Origin of the sequence: Actinomadura sp. KC06 (assembly GCF_004348735.1) — a bacterium.
GTDB lineage: Bacteria > Actinomycetota > Actinomycetes > Streptosporangiales > Streptosporangiaceae > Spirillospora.
Genome location: NZ_SMKT01000171.1, coordinates 1 through 17,937, shown reverse-complemented (window position 1 = coordinate 17,937; position 17,937 = coordinate 1). Strand labels below are relative to the sequence as shown.

The 17,937-nt window shown below is 72.0% G+C and carries 13 protein-coding genes; 6 read left to right on the top strand and 7 right to left on the bottom strand.

Annotated elements, in window-relative coordinates; all coding sequences use genetic code 11:
* Nucleotides 1-934 (bottom strand): SGNH/GDSL hydrolase family protein (locus E1287_RS35420; protein ID WP_131969647.1); only part of this gene is annotated, 934 nt, incomplete at its 3' end.
* Between the two features lie 174 nt (nucleotides 935-1,108).
* Between E1287_RS35420 and E1287_RS35415 the strand changes: the two genes are divergently transcribed.
* On the top strand, nucleotides 1,109-2,500 hold the full coding sequence (locus E1287_RS35415; protein ID WP_131969646.1) for a cystathionine beta-synthase: 1,392 nt from the start codon (nucleotides 1,109-1,111) through the stop codon (nucleotides 2,498-2,500).
* A 137-nt stretch (nucleotides 2,501-2,637) separates the two neighbouring features.
* Here E1287_RS35415 and E1287_RS35410 read toward each other — a convergent pair whose 3' ends face one another.
* Nucleotides 2,638-4,794: an MMPL family transporter gene (locus E1287_RS35410; RefSeq protein WP_131969645.1), complete on the bottom strand. Its 2,157-nt coding sequence runs from the start codon at nucleotides 4,792-4,794 to the stop codon at nucleotides 2,638-2,640.
* 169 nt (nucleotides 4,795-4,963) lie between these two features.
* On the opposite strand from E1287_RS35410, the gene E1287_RS35405 reads away from it, so the two are divergent.
* Both E1287_RS35405 and E1287_RS35400 read left to right on the top strand, forming a co-directional pair.
* Nucleotides 4,964-6,169 (top strand): cystathionine gamma-synthase, encoded by a 1,206-nt coding sequence (locus E1287_RS35405; protein WP_131969644.1) that lies wholly within the window; start codon nucleotides 4,964-4,966, stop codon nucleotides 6,167-6,169.
* A 92-nt stretch (nucleotides 6,170-6,261) separates the two neighbouring features.
* Nucleotides 6,262-7,380, top strand: a complete 1,119-nt coding sequence (locus E1287_RS35400) for an alpha/beta hydrolase (protein WP_243719648.1) — start codon at nucleotides 6,262-6,264, stop codon at nucleotides 7,378-7,380.
* A 30-nt stretch (nucleotides 7,381-7,410) separates the two neighbouring features.
* Here E1287_RS35400 and E1287_RS35395 read toward each other — a convergent pair whose 3' ends face one another.
* From E1287_RS35395 to E1287_RS35385, 3 genes are read right to left on the bottom strand one after another with little or no spacing between them, the layout of a single operon-like run.
* A complete protein-coding gene (locus tag E1287_RS35395; RefSeq protein WP_131969643.1) occupies nucleotides 7,411-7,938 on the bottom strand; it encodes a hypothetical protein in 528 nt (175 codons plus the stop codon).
* 18 nt (nucleotides 7,939-7,956) lie between these two features.
* Nucleotides 7,957-10,074, bottom strand: a complete 2,118-nt coding sequence (locus tag E1287_RS35390; protein WP_131969642.1) for a hypothetical protein — start codon at nucleotides 10,072-10,074, stop codon at nucleotides 7,957-7,959.
* 24 nt (nucleotides 10,075-10,098) lie between these two features.
* Complete coding sequence (locus E1287_RS35385) at nucleotides 10,099-11,490, bottom strand: sigma 54-interacting transcriptional regulator (protein ID WP_243719649.1); 1,392 nt, start codon at nucleotides 11,488-11,490, stop codon at nucleotides 10,099-10,101.
* A gap of 263 nt (nucleotides 11,491-11,753) precedes the next feature.
* On the opposite strand from E1287_RS35385, the gene E1287_RS35380 reads away from it, so the two are divergent.
* Genes E1287_RS35380 through ilvA form a run of 3 tightly spaced genes read left to right on the top strand, consistent with a single transcriptional unit; the run spans nucleotide 11,754 to nucleotide 15,165 of the window.
* Nucleotides 11,754-12,917 (top strand): FIST N-terminal domain-containing protein, encoded by a 1,164-nt coding sequence (locus tag E1287_RS35380; protein ID WP_131969640.1) that lies wholly within the window; start codon nucleotides 11,754-11,756, stop codon nucleotides 12,915-12,917.
* Nucleotides 12,914-13,924 (top strand): ROK family protein, encoded by a 1,011-nt coding sequence (locus E1287_RS35375; protein WP_131969639.1) that lies wholly within the window; start codon nucleotides 12,914-12,916, stop codon nucleotides 13,922-13,924. Before E1287_RS35380 ends, E1287_RS35375 begins: the two co-directional genes overlap by 4 nt.
* Before the next feature lie 14 nt (nucleotides 13,925-13,938).
* Nucleotides 13,939-15,165: a threonine ammonia-lyase gene (gene ilvA / locus E1287_RS35370; RefSeq protein WP_207934657.1), complete on the top strand. Its 1,227-nt coding sequence runs from the start codon at nucleotides 13,939-13,941 to the stop codon at nucleotides 15,163-15,165.
* Nucleotides 15,166-15,213: 48 nt separating this feature from the next.
* On the opposite strand, the gene E1287_RS35365 is transcribed toward ilvA, so the two are convergent.
* A complete protein-coding gene (locus E1287_RS35365; RefSeq protein ID WP_131969637.1) occupies nucleotides 15,214-16,644 on the bottom strand; it encodes a M1 family metallopeptidase in 1,431 nt (476 codons plus the stop codon).
* Nucleotides 16,645-17,095: 451 nt separating this feature from the next.
* On the bottom strand, nucleotides 17,096-17,937 hold an 842-nt coding region (locus tag E1287_RS35360), incomplete at its 5' end, for a M1 family metallopeptidase (protein WP_165969363.1).

Sequence of the window (17,937 nt, the reverse complement as noted above, 5' to 3'; positions counted from 1 at the left end):
GGCGTAGGAGGGTGGCCCAGCGGGGGCGGTCGCGGCCCGGGGCCGGGGCGCCGCTGACCTCGGTGCCCGAGACCTCGGCGGCCTCGGCGGCGGCCAGGTACACCGGGAGGACGCCCGCGCCCGGCTGGTCGGCGAGGTCGGGCTCCAGGCCCAGTGCGGACGCGATCGACGGCAGGACGGCGGCGGACGCGGCCGCGTAGCCCCGGGCGGACGGGTGGTAGCGGTCCTCGCTGAACATCGACAGCGGGTCGGCGGCGAACTCGCGTCCCAGCAGGTCGCCTAGGGAGATGGAGCGCGCGCCGCGTTCCACCGCCGCGATGGTCTGGGCGGCGGCTAGCTGGCGGCTGGCGCGGCGGGCGATCCATTTCAGCGGCGGCATCAGAGGCTTGACGGAGCCGAGGTCGGGGCAGGTGCCGACGACGACGTGGCTGCCCGCGGCGCGGAGGCGTTCTACGGCGTCCGCCAGGTGGCGGACGGAGTCGGCGGGCGGGATGCGTCCGGTCACGTCGTTGGCGCCGATCATGATGACGGCGATGTCGGGGCGGGTCTGCAGGGCGCGGTCGACCTGGCCGCGGAGGGACGGCGAGCGGGCGCCGGAGCGGGCGACGTTCGTCAGCCGGACGGGGCGGTCCGCGATCGCGGACAGGCCGGTGGCCAGGAGTGCCGCGGGGGTCTCCTCGGGGGTGTGGACGCCCAGGCCCGCTGCGGTCGAGTCACCGATCATGACGAGGGAGAGCGGGGTGGTGCCGAGCGTGCCGCCGTAGAGGCCGTCCGCCGCCGGGGGGTCGCCGTTCGGGGTCGCCTCGATCATCCTGCGGGCGAGTTTCGCCTCGACCACGACGAGGCCGAAGGTGATGCCGCCCAGGGCCGTGATGCCGCCGCCCCCGTACGCCGCGGCCGCCGCGATGCGGCGTGCCGTGAATGCCCTCAACATGTGTCGTTGACCCTCCGTGATCAAGTTTCTACCCGCGGGCGGGCGCGTTGATGCCTGCGGTGCCAGGCTCGGCTACCGTCGGAAACGGGGTCCATCCGGACTCGCGTCCCGGGCGTCCTGTGTGAACAGGGGCGCCGCCATTGATTCGCCACACTGAACGACAAGGATGTCGCGGTGCACGTACACGATTCGCTCGTCGAGCTGATGGGCAACACCCCGCTCGTCCGGCTGCGCAAGGTGACCGACAGCGGGGGGACCGGCCGTCGCGGGGCCCAGGTGCTCGCCAAGGTGGAGTACTTCAATCCCGGCGGGTCGGTGAAGGACCGGATCGCGGTCCGCATGATCGATGCGGCGGAGCGGTCGGGGGAGCTGCGGCCGGGCGGGACGATCGTGGAGCCGACGTCCGGGAACACCGGGGTGGGGCTCGCGATCGTGGCGCAGTACCGGGGGTACCGGTGCGTCTTCGTCTGCCCCGACAAGGTCGCCAGGGACAAGATCGACGTGCTGCGGGCGTACGGCGCGGAGGTCGTGGTGTGCCCGACGGCGGTGTCGCCCGAGCATCCCGACTCGTACTACTCGGTGTCGGATCGGCTGGCGGCGGAGATTCCGGGGGCGTGGAAGCCGAACCAGTACACGAACCCGCAGAACCCGGTGTCGCACTACGAGACGACGGGGCCGGAGATCTGGGAGCAGACGGAGGGGCGCGTCACGCACTTCGTGGCGGGGATCGGCACCGGCGGGACGATCAGCGGCGCCGGGAAGTACCTGAAGGAGGTCTCCGAGGGGCGGGTCAAGGTCATCGGCGCTGATCCGGAGGGTTCCGTGTACTCCGGAGGCAGTGGACGTCCTTACCTCACCGAGGGTGTGGGGGAGGACATCTGGCCTGAGACGTACGACCGGGACATCTGCGACGACGTCATCGCCGTGTCCGACAAGGACTCGTTCAACATGACGCGGCGGCTGGCGCGCGAGGAGGCGCTGCTCGTCGGCGGGTCCTGCGGGATGGCGGTGGTCGCGGCGCTGCGCGTCGCGGAGCGGGCCGGGCCGGACGACGTGGTCGTGGTGCTGCTGCCGGACGGCGGCCGCGGCTACCTGACGAAGATCTTCAACGATGAGTGGATGGCCGACTACGGGTTCCTCATCCCGGCCACCGAGGAGGCCCGGGTCGGGGAGGTGCTCACCCGCAAGGGGCGGACGCTGCCGGAGTTCGTGCACGTCCACCCGCACGAGAGCGTGCAGACCGCCATCTCGATCATGCGGGAGTACGAGGTGTCGCAGCTTCCGGTGATGAAGGAGGAGCCGCCGGTCATGGCGGCGGAGGTCGTCGGCTCGGTGGTGGAGAGCGACCTGCTGGACATCCTCGTCCGGGAGCGGGCGAAGCTGACCGAGCCGGTGGAGCTGCACATGTCGGAGCCGCTGCCGACGCTCGGGTCCGGGGAACCGGTGAGCAAGGCGGTGGGGGTGCTGGAGAAGTCCGGTGCCGCGGTGGTGCTGGTGGACGGGAAGCCCAAGGGGCTTGTCACGCGGCAGGATCTCATCGCGTTCCTGGCCGGGTCCGGCAGCTGATCCTGCGGGCAGAGAAAGAGCGCCGGAGGCCATTTGGCCTCCGGCGCTTCTATCTTTGATGATGTCGGGTTGCGTGGTCCGGCCGGTGGGCGGCGTTTCGGGCCGGACCCCGCAACCCGACGTCTATGGGGCCCCGGCTACCGGTGCCCGGACGGGAGGTAGTCCTCCCGCGTGTCGGCCGGCTTGAGCGGCTTCTTCGGCTCGTCGCCGTGTCCCGGCCACCAGGCCTTGTGGCCCAGCAGGGCGGTGAGGCCCGGCACCAGGAACATCGCCATCACGAAGGCCGACAGCGCGATCCCCAGCGCGATGGAGAAGCCCATCTGCTGCAGCATCGACACCTTGGCCAGCAGCATGACGGAGAACGTCCCGGCCAGGATCAGCCCGGCCGCGGCGACCGTCGGGCCGCCGTGCTCGACCGCCAGCGCGGCGGCCTTGCGCGGCTCGTGGCCCTCCTTGGCCTCCTCGCGGAGCCGCGCGGTCATCAGGATGTTGTAGTCGGTCCCGATGGCCAGCACGAACAGGTACAGCATGATCGGCAGGTGGAAGATCTCCCCGGGCTGGCCCATCAGGCCCTGGAAGACGTACACCGCGGATCCCAGCGTCGCGGCGAAGCCGAGCAGCACCGCCGGGACGAGGTACAGCGGCGCGACCACCGAGCGGAGCAGCGCCAGGAGGATCAGCGCGATCAGCGCGCCGGCGATCGGCAGGATCACCGACAGGTCGCGGTTGACCACCTTGTTGATGTCGCTGTAGATCGCGGTCTCACCGCCGACGAACACCTCGGTGCCCTTGGGCGCGATGTCGTGGACGGCCGGTCCGAGATCGTTCTTGACCAGGTTGATGGCCTTGTTGTCGACCGGGTTGCCGTTGAGCACCAGGTTGACCTGGGCGACCTTCGGGTCCTTGCTCATGGTGGCGGGCTGCACGCCGCCGACGCCCGGCAGCGACTTCGCCTCCTGCCCGAACGCGTCCACCTCCGACTTGGCCAGCGGCTGGCCGTCGGTGGAGCGGATCATGACCTCGACCGGCGTGTTCTGGCCGGCGGGGAAGCCCTTCTGCAGGTCCTTGACGGCCTGCGCGGACTCGGTGTCCTGCGGGAAGCTGGACTGGAAGTCGTAGTCGGACTTGAACCCGAGCGCACCGGACGCCAGCGCGACCAGCAGGCCCGCGGAGACGAGGGCGACCATGGCCGGGCGCTTGCCGACCAGCCGGCCGATCCGCGCCGCGGTGGTGGCCTTCGGCTGCTTCTTCCAGGACTTCGACGGCCAGAACACCGCGGGGCCGACCAGCGACAGGATCGCCGGGAACAGCGTCAGCGAGGTGATGCCCATCACCAGGACGCCGATGGCGAGCGACGGGCCCCACGCGGCGAAGATCCCGAAGGAGGCCAGCATCAGCACCAGGAACGTCGCCGCGATCGCGGCCGCCGCGGAGGTGATGACCTCGCCGACCCGCTCCACCGCCGAGATCAGCGCGGTCTTGCGGTCCTCGCCGGCGCGCAGCCGCTCCCGGTAGCGGAACAGCAGGAACAGGTAGTAGTCGGCGCCGACGCCGAACAGCACGATCGTCAGGATGATCTGGAGGCTGTCGTCGCCGGAGAAGTCCAGCACCTTGGACGCGGCCCCGATCAAGCCCATCGACACCTGCTCGGTGGCGATGATCACGATGATCGGCAGGATCGCGGCCAGCGGCGCCCGGAAGATCAGCAGGATCAGGCCGATGATCAGCCCGAAGGTGGCGAAGGTGATCAGCACGAAGGAGTCGGTGAAGGAGTCCTCGTTGTCGACCCAGGCGGCGGGCTCACCGCCGACCTTGGCCTCCAGCCCGCTTCCCAGCTCCTTGGGCAGCTGGGTGCGGATGTCCTTGATCGCCTGACTCTGCTGCTTGGCGGATTCACCCCCGGTCGTCATCTCCACCGGGACGCTGATCAGCTGGATGGTCTTGTTCGGCGCGACCGCCTGGGGGCCGGTCTCGAAGCCCTTCACGGTCGGGTACTTCTTGGCCGTCAGGTTCTGCGCCGCCGCGGCGATCTGGGTGCTGTCCGCGGGGGTGATCTTCCCGCCGTCGGACCGTTGCACCACGATCAGGGCGGACGCGTCCGCCTGCTCCGGGAACGCCTTCTCGGCGATCTCGGCGGCCTGGACGGACTCGTACTTGGAGGGCAGGAACTCGCCTTGGTCCGACTCGGTGGCGAGCTTGGGGGACAAGGCGATGATGAGGACCGCGGCCAGGAGCCAGCCGCCGATCGTCCACCATGGATGTCTCACGACGAAGCGCGCGAGCCCAGCGAACATGCGATTTCCTTAGTTTCAGGGTGATGGGATTCAGGTCGAGTAGGTACCCGTAAAACGGTAGAGAACCGGACCGGGAATGTAGTCAACCCCCGAGCCGAAATACCGGCTGATACTTGCGGGGGAGTGCCTCATCCTCTAGGAGGGGAGCCGAGTGGATAGCCTCGTACCCATGGACAACGAGGTTCACCAGGATACCCGCGTTCCGGGAACCGGCGACGGTCGGCAGGGGAACGGCGGACGGCGGCACGGCTTCGACACCGTTGCCATTCACGCCGGTCAGGAGCCCGACCCCGCGACCGGCGCGGTCGTCCCGCCGATCTACCAGGTCTCGACCTACAAGCAGGACGGCATCGGCGGGCTGCGCGGCGGCTACGAGTACTCGCGGTCGGCGAACCCGACGCGTACCGCGCTGGAGGTATGCCTCGCCGAGACCGAGGGCGGCGCGCGGGGGCTGGCGTTCGCGTCGGGGCTCGCCGCCGAGGACACGCTGCTGCGCGCGGTCGCCCGTCCCGGTGATCATGTGGTGATCCCCGACGACGCGTACGGGGGGACCTACCGGCTGTTCGCGAAGGTGGCCGAGCCGTGGGGCGTCTCGTTCGATCCCGCGCCGCTGTGGGATCCGGCGGCCGTGCGGGCCTCGATGCGGCCCGACACGAGGATCGTCTGGGTGGAGACGCCGACCAATCCGCTGCTCGGCATCGCCGACATCGCCGCGCTGGCCGAGGTCGCGCACGACTCGGGCGCGCTGCTGGTCGTCGACAACACGTTCGCCTCGCCGTACCTCCAGCGGCCGCTGGACCTCGGCGCGGACGTGGTCGTCCACTCGACCACCAAGTACATCGGCGGGCACTCCGACGTCGTCGGGGGCGCGCTGATCGTGGCGGACGCGGAGCTGGGGGAGCGGCTCGCGTTCCACCAGAACGCGATGGGCGCCGTCGCGGGCCCGTTCGACGCGTGGCTGACCCTGCGGGGGATCAAGACGCTGGGCGTGCGGATGGACCGGCACTGCGCGAACGCCGAGAGGATCGTGGAGATGCTCGTCCGGCACCCGTCCGTCCGGGGGGTGCTGTACCCGGGGCTGCCCGATCACCCGGGACACGACGTCGCGGCCAAGCAGATGCGGGCGTTCGGCGGCATGGTCTCGTTCCGGATGGAGTCGGAGGAGGCCGCCGTGCGCGTGTGCGAGCGGACGGAGCTGTTCACGCTCGGCGAGTCGCTCGGCGGCGTCGAGTCGCTGATCGAGCATCCGGGCCGGATGACGCACGCGTCGGCCGCCGGGTCGCCGCTGGAGGCGCCCGTCGACCTGGTGCGGCTCTCGGTCGGGATCGAGGACGCGGACGACCTTCTCGACGATCTCGAACGGGCGCTGGCCTGACCGTCCGCCGGGGCAAACGAGTTGATCTTCCCCCTGGCACGTGATCAAACATCTATAATCAGCGCGCCAGGTTGGTGAAGAAAGGGCCCGGGGTGCGCAAATCACTGGTCTGTGGGGCGGCGTTCGCCGCAGCGTGTGTCTCCGCCGTCGCCGTTCCCGTGGGCGCCCACGCGACCGCGCCGACGCCGCCGACGCCGTCCGTTCCGGCGGTCGCGCCGTCCGGTGAGCCGGTCACGCCGGGAACCGGGTCGCCGTCGACGTCGTCCACGTCCGCGCCCCGGGGCGGGACGCCGGGCGGATCGTCCGGCGGTCCGGCGGGCGGGCAGGGCGCGCCGGACGGGGAGCCCGACGGCACCGTCACCGCGCAGGCGGTCATGGTCACGCCGGAGCTGCCGAAGTTCCGCACCTACGCCTACGGCAAGGCGCCCTTGCAGCGGCTGGACGCCTACTGGCGCGACGCCGGGCCGCGTGCCACGCCCCGCCCGGCGGTGCTGATCCTGCACGGCGGCTACTGGATGGGCGGCGACAAGGGCGGCGGCTGGAAGTACTTCGCGCGGCGCCTGACGGAGCAGGGCTTCGTCGTCCTGTCGGCGAACTACCGGCTGGCGCCGAAGGCGCAGTGGCCGGCGCAGCGGGACGACTCGCTGTCCGCGCTCGCGTTCATCAAGAAGCACGCCCGGCTGTGGAACGCCGACCCGCGCCGCGTCGCCGTGCTCGGCTCGTCGGCCGGGGGCCACCTCGCGACGCAGCTCGGCGCGTTCGGGACGGGCGGCGACCAGGTCCGCGGCGTGGTCGCGCTGTCGCCGCCGAACGACCCGTTCCTGGCCTTCCAGGACGGCGCCGACCCCGCGGCCACCCTCCAGCAGATCAAGCTCCGGCGCGCCGTGACGGCCCTCGTCGACTGTGTGCCCGGCAGCGTCACCGGTGTCACCGGCATCGCCGCGGACTGCCTGAAGCGGCTGGACGACGCCAGCACCGTCACGCACGCCTCCGCCGGGGACGCGCCGATGCTGCTGATCCACGGCAGCGGCGACTTCGTCCCGGTCAGGCAGAGCACGGGGCTGGTGAGCGCGCTGCGTGCGGCGGGCGTCCAGGCGACCGTGAAGACCGTCCAGGGCGACCTGCACGCGGCGCAGATCCTGGAGGACGAGCGGACCTTCCCGATGATCGTGAGCTGGCTCAAGAACCATCTGAAGCCGCGCGGCCAGTAGCCGTCCGGGGCAGGGCTCAGCCGACGAGGCTCAGCCGTTCCAGACCATCAGGACGAGGATCACCAGCCAGATCAGGGAGACGACGCCGGAGATCGCGGCGATCCGGCCGCGCTCCACCTGCGCTACGTCGCCTTCCGCTGCGGGCCGCTCCTTCGCCTTCTCGGCCTTGGCCTCGGATTCCTTGCCGTCCGCCGGCTCCTCGGCCGCGCGACGGGACGGAGCCGTCGCCTCGGTGGCCGCGGCCTCCAGGAGGTGCACCGCCTTCCGCTGGTCGCGGTCCACGATCAGCAGCAGGACCAGCGCGACGACGAACAGCGTCATCGACACCGACAGCCAGACCTCCGCCAGATCGCCCTCGGCGAGCGCCAGCCCGAACAGGAAGATCCCCAGCGTGCCGATGCCGTAGATCTGCGTGGTCCGGTGCAGGTAGCGCAGGACGGTCACGTTGCGCTTGCGGATGTAGCGCGGGGTGGAGTGGGTGGCGGCGGTCAGCGGCCCCAGCGTGAAAATCGCGAAACCGATGTGCAGGAACAGCAGCAGGCGGTCGGAAGTCGACATGACGCAGACACTAAGGCTTTACAGGCCCTGACGGCGGCTGCGGCGCACCCTCAGGTAGTCGCTCACGACGTACTCGCCGAGCCGGTCGGCGTCGGGCGCGAAGACGCGGCCGCCGTTGCGCCGCGCGACCTCCTCCACGAACGACACGAGGCGGCGGTCCTCGGCGAGCATGAAGAAGTTCATGCAGGCGCCCCGCCGGGTCATCTTGTCGACCTCGGCGAGCGTGAGGACGAGCGTGTCGGTGGACGGCGGGTAGTCGAACAGCGAGCGGCCGTCCGGGCGCAGGTGCGCGGTGGGCTCGCCGTCGGTGACGACGAGGACGATCGGCTCGAAGTCGGGATGGCGGTCCAGATGCCGTCCGGCGATCATCAGCGCGTGGTGCAGGTTGGTGCCCTGCACCATGTCCCAGTCGAGGCCCGCCATCTCCGTCGGGTGCAGCACCCGCGCGTAGTTGGAGAACCCGATGATCTGGATCGCGTCCTGCGGGAACTTGCTGGTCACGAGGGTGTGCAGCGCGAGGGTGGTCTGCTTGGCGACCGCCCAGGTGCCGCGCAGCACCATCGAGTACGACAGGTCGACGAGGAGGCAGACGGCCGCGCCGGTGCGCCGCTCCGTCTCCTGCACCTCGAAGTCGTCCACGCTCAGCTTCACCGCATTGGGACGCACGAGGTCGGGACGGACGAGGCCGGGACGGTTCGAGCCGTTGCCGTGGACCTTCGTCAGGTCGGGGACGCTCGGCTCCACCACCTTCGCGGTCGCGGGACGGGTCACCAGCCCGGCGTCGGCATCCCCGGCGGGCGTGTCCATGGCGCTGCGGCGGATGGCGTTGCTGACCGTCCGGACCACGTCGAGGGGCTGCTCGTCGCCGAACCGCCACTCGCGGCTGGAACCGGTCAGCTCGCCCGCCTGGCCCGCGTCCTGCTGGTCGTGGTCGCCCTGCCGGCCGGACGTCAGCTGGGAGAACACGCGGCGCAGTGCCGTCTCGCCGAGCCGCCGCACCGCCTTCGGCGTCAGCTCCAGCTTGCCGCGCTTGCGCTGCAGGTAGCCCTGCCGCTCCAGCTCGGCCTCGATGCGGCGCAGCTCGGCGAGGTCGTCGACGGCCTGCCGGCCTAGGGCGCGGCGGACGGCGTCCTCGTCGATGTCGTCCAGGCGGGCGCCCGGGTACTCCTGCCCGAGCGCCGCCTCCAGCTCGCTGAGGTCGGCGAGCTCGGCCAGCGCGGTCGTGGCGTCGCCCATGCCGAGCGGGTCGTCGCCGGTCATCTGCTCGGGCTGGCCCCAGCCGAGGTCGGGACGGCGGGCCCGCAGCGCGTCGCCGAGGCGGGTCATCTCCATCGCGAGGCCCGCGTCCTGCATGGCCTGCTCCATCAGCCCGGCCAGCTCCGCGCGCTGCTCGGGGCTGAGCGAGGCGAGCAGCCGGTCCATGGCGGCGGCGCGGCGGGCGAGGGAGTCGACCAGCTCGTCGAGGTTCTGCGGGTCGTCGGGGAACATGTCCCCGTACTCGTCCATGAACCGGTCGAAGTCGTCCTGGGTGTGCTCGCCGCGGGCGTCGCGCTCCAGCATCGCGTTCAGCGCGGCCATCATGTCCTTGACGCGTTCCAGGGCGGCCGGGTCGGGGTTCGCCAGGGCCTGCTTCATGCCCTGGAACTGGGCGTCGAGGACCTCGCGGCGCAGGAGGTCCTTGAGCTGCTCGAACGTCTGCCGGGCCGCGTCGGAGCGCCAGTCGTAGTCCGACAGCCGCCGGATCGCCTGGGACGTGTCGGACGGCAGCGTGTCCAGCTCCGCCTCGCGCAGCCGCGCGTCGTCGCTCGGGTCGGGGAACAGCTCGGCGCGTTCCTGCCCGATCGCGGTGTCGAGGAGCGCGCGGGCCTGCTCCAGTGTCCCGTCGAGCCTGCCCCGGTCGCGCAGCGCGCGGCGCCGCTCCCGCACCTGGCGGAGCATGTCGTCCAGGCCGCGCATGTTCGACGGGCGGCCCTGCGCGCCCGGCAGGCCGCGCCGCAGCAGCTCCCGCAGCGCGTCGTCGGGGCGGGTGCCGTCCAGCACCGAGTCGCCCATCGCGTCGAGGGCGTCGCGGACGTCGTAGGGCGGGGCGAGGGGGTCGGGCCCGTCCTCGTACGCCCCGTAGCGGTAGCGGCTCATCGAATCCCCTTGCGCGTGGAGACCTCAGGTGCGGTAGGTGGCGGTCCCGTCCGCTCGGCCGCCGGCGACGTCCTTCGACAGGCGCCGGGTGAGGAACAGCCCCTCCAGCGCGAACTCGAGCGCGGCCGCGGCCTGGCCGGGGGACTCCCCGCTCATGCCGAGCCGTTCCATCATCTTGGCGAGGCCGGGGACGTGCCCGATGCGGCGCAGCAGCTCCGTCGCCGCGATCAGCTCGCCCGACTCGACGGACTCGCCGGCGTCGAACTTGTCGAGCAGCCCGTTCAGGTCGGCGGGGCCGAGCGTCCGGCGGTAGGTCTCGGCGACGGCCCGGCGCAGCAGGTGCTCCAGCACCTCCTGCTCGCGGCCCTCCTCGCTGACCTCGAACTCGACCTTGCCCATCAGCGACGGGACGATCGCGGTGAGGTCGCAGACCCGGGCGACGGCGTGGTCCTCGCCGGTGAGGGCCGCGCGGCGGACGGCGCCCGCCGCGACGGTCTCCGCGCCGGCGAGCGCGAACCGGGCCGACACGCCGGAGCGGGCGTCCACCGACGTCGACTCGCGGACGAGGCGGGTGAACCGGCCGATGACCTCGATGAGGTGCTCGGGCACCTCGGCGGGCAGCCCCGCCAGGTCGGCGAAGTCGGACTCCTGGCGGATCAGGGCCAGCTCGGCGTCCAGTTCGAGGGGGTAGTGGGTGCGGATCTCGGCGCCGAAGCGGTCCTTCAGCGGGGTGATGATGCGGCCGCGGTTGGTGTAGTCCTCGGGGTTGGCGGACGCGACGAGCAGCACGTCCAGCGGCAGCCGCAGCGCGTAGCCGCGGACCTGCACGTCGCGCTCCTCCAGGACGTTCAGCAGCGACACCTGGATCCGCTCGGCGAGGTCGGGCAGCTCGTTGATGGAGAAGACGCCGCGGTTGGTGCGCGGCACGAGCCCGAAGTGGACGGTCTCGGGGTCGCCGAGCGTCCGGCCCTCCGCGACCTTGATCGGGTCGACGTCGCCGATCAGGTCGCCGACGCTGGTGTCGGGCGTGGCGAGCTTCTCGCCGTAGCGGTCGTCGCGGTGCTTCCACTCGACGGGCAGGTCGTCGCCGAGTTCGGCGGCGAGGCGGCGGCAGCGCACGCACACCGGTTCGTACGGGTGGTCGTTGATCTCGCAGCCGGCCACGACCGGGGTCCACTCGTCCAGCAGCCCGGCGAGGGTGCGGATCAGCCGCGTCTTGCCCTGCCCGCGCTCGCCCAGCAGCACCAGGTCGTGCCCGGCGAGCAGGGCCCGCTCCAGGTGCGGGAGGACGGTGTCGTCGAACCCGAGGATGCCGGGGAACCGCGGCTCGCCGGATCTCATCCGGGCGAGCAGGTTCCGGCGGATCTCGGCCTTCACGGTCAGCTGGACGTGGCCGCCGTCGCGCAGTTCGCCCAGAGTCGATTCGCGGCGCGGCGCTTCTCGGGGTGTCGAACCGCGCGGTGTGGAAGATGGCACGCGACCGACACTACGTCGCGGGTGCGCGGACTCGCACCCCGCGCTTGAGGATTCGTCCGGTATGCCGGTGCCGCCCCTGTCCCTGCGCGTGGTTGTTCGGGTTTGGGTGGATACCCGGCTGGAGGGAAAGACTCGGGGGAAGGCTGTGTAGGGAAAACTGGACCTTGTGAGAGCCGGCGAACGGAGTGAGGGAGGCGGCGCCGATGGCGCGATTCGGTGATGGCCTGGCCCTCGGACCCGACCTGTCCAAGGCGGCGGTGTCCGCGGTGGAGCAGGCGCTCGCGCCGCTGAGCGCGGCGCCCGACCTGGTGTGCGTCTTCATGACCGGGGACGATCCCGGGGCGATCGAGGAGGCGGCGCTCGCGGCGGCGCAGGCGGCCGGGCCCGCGGTGGTGCTGGGCTGCAGCGCGTCCGGGGTGATCGGCGCCGGGCGCGGCGTGGAGGACACCGGCGCGGTCAGCGCGTGGGCCGGGGTGCTGCCCGGCGCGCGGCTCGACCCGTTCCGGCTGGAGACGCTGAAGGCCGACGACCGGCTCGTCGTGGTCGGCATGCCCGAAGGGCGGCCCGACGACGTCGTCGGGATGCTGCTGACCGACCCGTACAGCTTCCCGGTGGACGCGTTCGTCGAGCGCTCCGAGGACGCGCTGCCCGGCCTGCCGCTGGTCGGCGGGCTCGCCGAGGGCGCCGTCCGCGGCGACGCGCGGCTGTTCGTCGGCGGGGAGGTGTACGCGGACGGCGCGGTCGGCGTCGTCATCGGCGGGCCCGTCGCCGCCGCCACCGTGGTCAGCCAGGGTGCCCGCCCGATCGGCCCCGACATGGTGGTGACCCGGGCGGAGGAGAACGTCCTGTACGAGCTGGCCGGCGTGCCCGCGCTGGAGAAGCTGGAGCAGATCGTCCTGGAGCTGCCGGAGGACGAGCAGGAGCTGGCCGGGCGCGGCTTGCTGATCGGCGTCGCGATGGACGAGTACGCCGACCAGCACGAGCACGGCGACTTCCTCGTCCGCGGCGTCGTGGGCGCCGACACCGACAGCGGCGCGATCGCGATCGGCGACGTGGTGGACATCGGGCGGACCGTCCGGTTCCAGGTCCGCGACGCGGGAGCCGCCGAGGAAGACCTGTCGGCGTTGCTCGACCGGTTCGACATGGCCCCCGTGGAGGGCGCGCTGCTGTTCGCGTGCAACGGGCGCGGTCAGGCCATGTTCGCCGACTCCGACCATGACGTCCGCGTCCTCGACCACGCGTTCGGGCCGGCCGGGCTGGGCGGCTTCTTCGCCGCCGGCGAGATCGGCCCGGTCGCCGGACGCAACCACGTGCACGGGTTCACCGCGTCCATCCTGGCGTTCGGGCGTGCGGGAGAGCCCGCGTGAGCGAAACCCCGCCGTCCGGACAACCGAATCCCGTGCTCGCCGTCGACATAGGTGGGACGAAACTGGCCGCCGCGCTCGTCGAGCCGGGCGGGCGCGTCGCCGCCTACGACCGCGTCGCCACCCCCAACCCCGCCGCGCCGGACGGCGGGAGCCTGGACGCCGAAGGGCTCTGGCGGACGCTGGACGCGCTGCTCGGCAAGATCGTCACGGACGCCGGGGATCCGCCGCTCGCGGGCGTCGGCGTGGGCTGCGGAGGGCCGATGACCTGGCCCGCCGCCGAGGTGTCCCCGCTCAACATCCCGGCCTGGCGGAGCTTCCCGCTGCGCGCGAGGCTCCGCGCCCGGTATCCGGGGCTGCCCGTCCGCATCCACAACGACGCCATCTGCGTCGCGGTCGGCGAGCACTGGCGTGGCGCGGGACGCGGGCACGACAACGTCCTCGGCATGGTCGTCTCCACCGGCGTCGGTGGCGGGCTCATCCTCGGCGGGCGCCTCATCAACGGCGCCAGCGGCAACGCCGGGCACATCGGCCACGTCGTCGTCGACCCCGGCGGACCGCCCTGCGCGTGCGGGGGCCGCGGCTGCCTGGAGGCGGTGGCGCGCGGGCCCGGGCTGGTCGCCTGGGCGCGCGAGCAGGGCTGGCGGCAGGGAAACCCCGGACGGCTGGACAGCACCACGGCCGGCGCCGAGCTGGCCGCCGACGCGCGCCGCGGGCATCCGGTCGCGTCCGCGGCGATGCGGCGGGCCGGACGCGCCATCGGCATCGCGATCGCGTCCGCGACGCACCTCTGCGACCTGGACGTCGCCGCGATCGGCGGCGGCCTGTCCCAGGCGGGCTCGCTGCTCTTCGACCCGCTGGAGGAGGCGTTCCGGACGCACGCCAGGATGGAGTTCGCGCGCCGCGTCCGGATCGTGCCCGCGGCGCTCGGCCAGACCGCCGGTCTCGTCGGCGCCGCCGCGCTGGTCTTCGCGCACGATCGCTATTGGACCGGTCGCGCCGCGGGATGAGCGATGATCGGGGGATGAGCACAGTCACTGTCGACGATGTGCGCGCCGCCCGGGAGCTGCTCCGCGGGGTGGCCGTCCCCACCCCCCTGGTCCCGTCCCGGGCGCTGTCCGAGCAGCTCGGCGGGCCCGTCCTGCTGAAGTGCGAGAACCTGCAGCGCACCGGGTCGTTCAAGATCCGCGGGGCGTATGTGCGGATCGCCGGGCTGAGCGAGCGGGAGCGCGCCGGCGGCGTCGTCGCGGCCAGCGCCGGGAACCACGCGCAGGGCGTCGCGCTCGCCGCGTCCATGCTCGGCTGCAAGGCCACCGTCTTCATGCCGGTCGGCGCGCCGCTCCCCAAGATCGCCGCGACCCGCGGCTACGGCGCCGAGATCGTGTTCCCCGGCCCGACCGTGGACGACTGCCTCGTCGCCGCGCAGAAGCACGCGGACGAGTGCGGCGCCGTGTTCATCCACCCGTTCGACCATCCGGACGTCGTCACCGGGCAGGCCACCATCGGCCTGGAGGTGATGGACCAGTGCCCCGAGGCCCGGACGATCGTGGCGCCGGTCGGCGGCGGCGGGATGCTCGCCGGCGTCGCGGCGGCGGCCAAGGGCCTGGCCGAGGAGTCCGGCGCCGACCGCAAGATCAAGATCATCGGGGCGCAGGCGAAGCGCGCGGCCGCGTTCCCGCCCTCGCTCGCCGCCGGGCGGCCGACGCAGATCGAGATCGAGCCGACGATGGCGGACGGCATCGCGGTCGGCCGCCCCGGCGACCTGACCTACGCCATGTTCACCGACCTGGTCGACGCGGTCGTCACCGTCACCGAGGAGTCCATCTCGCAGGCGCTGCTGCTGTGCCTCGAACGCGCCAAGCAGGTCGTCGAGCCCGCGGGCGCGGCCGGTGTGGCGGCGCTGCTGGAGCATTCGTACGCGGTCGAGCCGCCGGTGGTGGTGGTGCTGTCGGGCGGCAACATCGACCCGCTGCTGCTGTCGAAGGTGCTGCGGCACGGCCTGGCGGGTGCGGGCCGCTACCTGGTCGTCCGCTGCCGGCTGAAGGACCGTCCGGGCGCGCTGGTGACGCTGCTGAGCGAGCTGGCGGAGCTGGGCGTGAACGTCCTGGACGTGATGCACGAGCGGGTCGCCGCCCGGCTGCACGTCGAGGAGGCCGAGGTCCTCATGCATCTGGAGACGCGCGGCGCCGACCATTCCGAGGACGTCATCGCGCGGCTCCGCGAGCGGGGCTACACCCTCACGCTGAGCTGACCCGTTCAAGGGCCCGGCTCAGCGCGAGGGTGCGTCAGGCGACTGCTGCTACAGCGCCGGCTTGCCTTCGGAGAAGAGCCACGTCTTGGCCCAGCCGTCCAGGTTCTCGCCCGACAGCTTCGCCGCGAAGCGGACGAAATCCTCCGTCGAGGCGTTGCCGTGCAGGTACGCGGCCGGCCACGCCTTGAGCAGCGCGGCGAACGACTCCTCGCCGATCGTCTTGCGCAGCACGTGGAGGGCCATCGCGCCGCGGTCGTAGACGAGCCCGCCGAAGATGTTGTCGCGGCCCGGGTCGGCGACCCTGCCCTTCCACAGGCCGTCGCTCGCCGGGGTCGCGTAGACGCCGTCGAAGCTCTCCTGGACGGGCGTGCCCTCGAACTTCTCGGAGTACAGCCACTCGGAGTACGTCGCGAAGCCCTCGTTCATCCAGATGTCCGCCCATCTCGCGGGCGTCACCGCGTCCCCGAACCACTGGTGGCCGAGCTCATGGGCGATCAGGGTGCCGCGCGGGATCGTGCCCGGCCTGCGGCCGAGGTCGTACACGGGACGGCCCTGCGTCTCCAGCGCGTAGCCCACGCCGGCCTTCACCGCGATACCGCCGGTCGAGGTGAACGGGTACTGCCCGTACATGGCCGCCTGGAAGTCCGTGACCTGGGCGGTCTGGTCGTGGAACTTCTGCGCGTCGTCCGGCTTGATGCCCAGGGCGAGGTCGGTGGCCGTCAGGTTCGGGACGCCCGCCGCCGACTGCCCGGTGAGGACGTCGTACTTGCCGATCGCGAGCATCGACAGCTCGCTGGCCATCGGGCGGGGCATGTCCCAGCGCGCGGTCGTCCAGCCGTCCCGCGTCGTCTTCTCGCGCAGGTCGCCGTTGGCGAGCGCGGTGAGGTTCTCCGGCGTGGACAGGACGAACGTGTACGTAGCCTTGTCGGTCGGGTGGTCGTTCACGGGGAAGACCGTCGCGGCGCCGAACGGCTGGTTGAGCATCACCGCGCCGTCGGGCGTCGGGATCCAGCCGGACGTGCCGAGCGTCGCGTCGTTGATCGTCTGCGGGACGCCGGAGTAGGCGACGGTCACCGTGAAGTTCCGGTTCTTCCGCAGCCCCTTCCGCGGGGTGATCACGAGTTCCTGGGCGCCGGTCCGCGTGTAGGACGCGTCCTTCCCGTCCACCCGCACCGACGAGATCGTGAGCGGGCCGAGGAAGTCCAGGTCGAACCGGGACAGGTCCTGCGTCGTCCTGGCCTTGATCCGGGTGACGGCCCGGATCCCCTTCGTGCCCGGGTCGTACCTCAGGTCGATCTTGTAGTGGGCGACGTCGTAGCCGCCGTTGCCCATGTCGGGGAAGTAAGGGTCGCCCGCGCCCGGCGCGCCGGGCGTGAACTGCGGCTTGTCCTGGTCCGCGACGGCCGGCGCCGCCGACACCGCGAGGGCCGCGCTGACGCCCAGCGTCAGGGCGGCCAGCGCTCTGGGGGTTCTGCTCATCGACCTCGTCCTCGGTCATCCTCGCCCGGCGGCCCCCTGTCAGGCGCCAGGACCGTGATCAAGACTTTCTTGTGAACGACGCGCCGTGCAAGCGCGATTTGGTCTCAAATCCACCGGTAAGGGGCGGATTTTGTGGCCGGAACCGGCAACCGATCACCACTTGTGCGGTGACGTCCGCGCGCCACGTCCCGTGCCGGAGCCCGTGCCGGAGCCCGTGCGGCGGCCGTGCGGCGGGCGACGTGGGCTGTGGACAAGGTGCGGCCGCCCGCCGCTCCGCCGGGGTGCCCGGGGCCGCGGCCGGTCGCCGCGGATGGTCCGGTCACCAGCCCGATGGTGGCGTCGGACCCCGGACGGGCGCGCGGCGGCGCGCCGGGCTTTCCCGACCGGTTGCCCCGCGTTCACCGCCTCATTTGGAGGGACGCCCTGTTCGGAGACGCCTGTACGGGGCCGCCTACTTGGAGGGGCGGCCTTCCTCGTACAGCCAGTCGTTGAAGAACGAGTCGAGCTTCTTCCCCGAGACCCGGTTCGCCGTGGCGATGAACTGCGGCGTCGTCCCGCTGGAGTGGCGGCGCTCCTTCGCCCATGTCTGGAGGATCTTGTAGAACGTCGCCTCGCCGACCCTGTCGCGGAGCGCCACCAGCGTCATCCCGCCCCGGTCGTACACCGAGCGGCCGAACATCTGCTTGCGGCCGGGGTCGCCGGGCGGGACGTCCCACAGCTCCCGTGCCATCGGGCTCTCGTAGCGCTCGTCGAACTGCGCCTGGACGGTCTTCCCGCCGGACCTCTCCTCCCACAGCCATTCGGCGTAGGTGGCGAAGCCCTCGTTCAGCCAGATGTCCTGCCATTTGGTGACGCTGACGCTGTCGCCGAACCACTGGTGCGCCAGCTCGTGCGCGACGATCGTCGGCTGCAGCCCGAACGACCCGTACACAGGGCGGGTCTGCGTCTCCAGCGCGAACCCGACGTCCGCGTTGTCGATCAGCCCGCCGGTCGAGGAGAACGGGTACGGGCCGAACAGCTTCGCCCATTCGTCGGTGATCTGGGTGTTCAGCCGGTGGAAGCCGTCCAGGTTCGTGCCGGTGCTCGGGTCCACCGCGGTGATCACCGGGACGCCGCCGGCCGTCTTGCCCGTCCGGACGCCGAACCGCCCGACGTCGATCGTCGCCAGGTACGTCGCCATCGGCGCCTTGACGTGCCACTTCGACGTCGTCGCGGCGCCCGCCGTGCCGTGCTGGTGCGGCGCGTGCCGCGCGATCGGGCTGATGTCCGGGCCCGGCGAGGACGGGGGCTCGG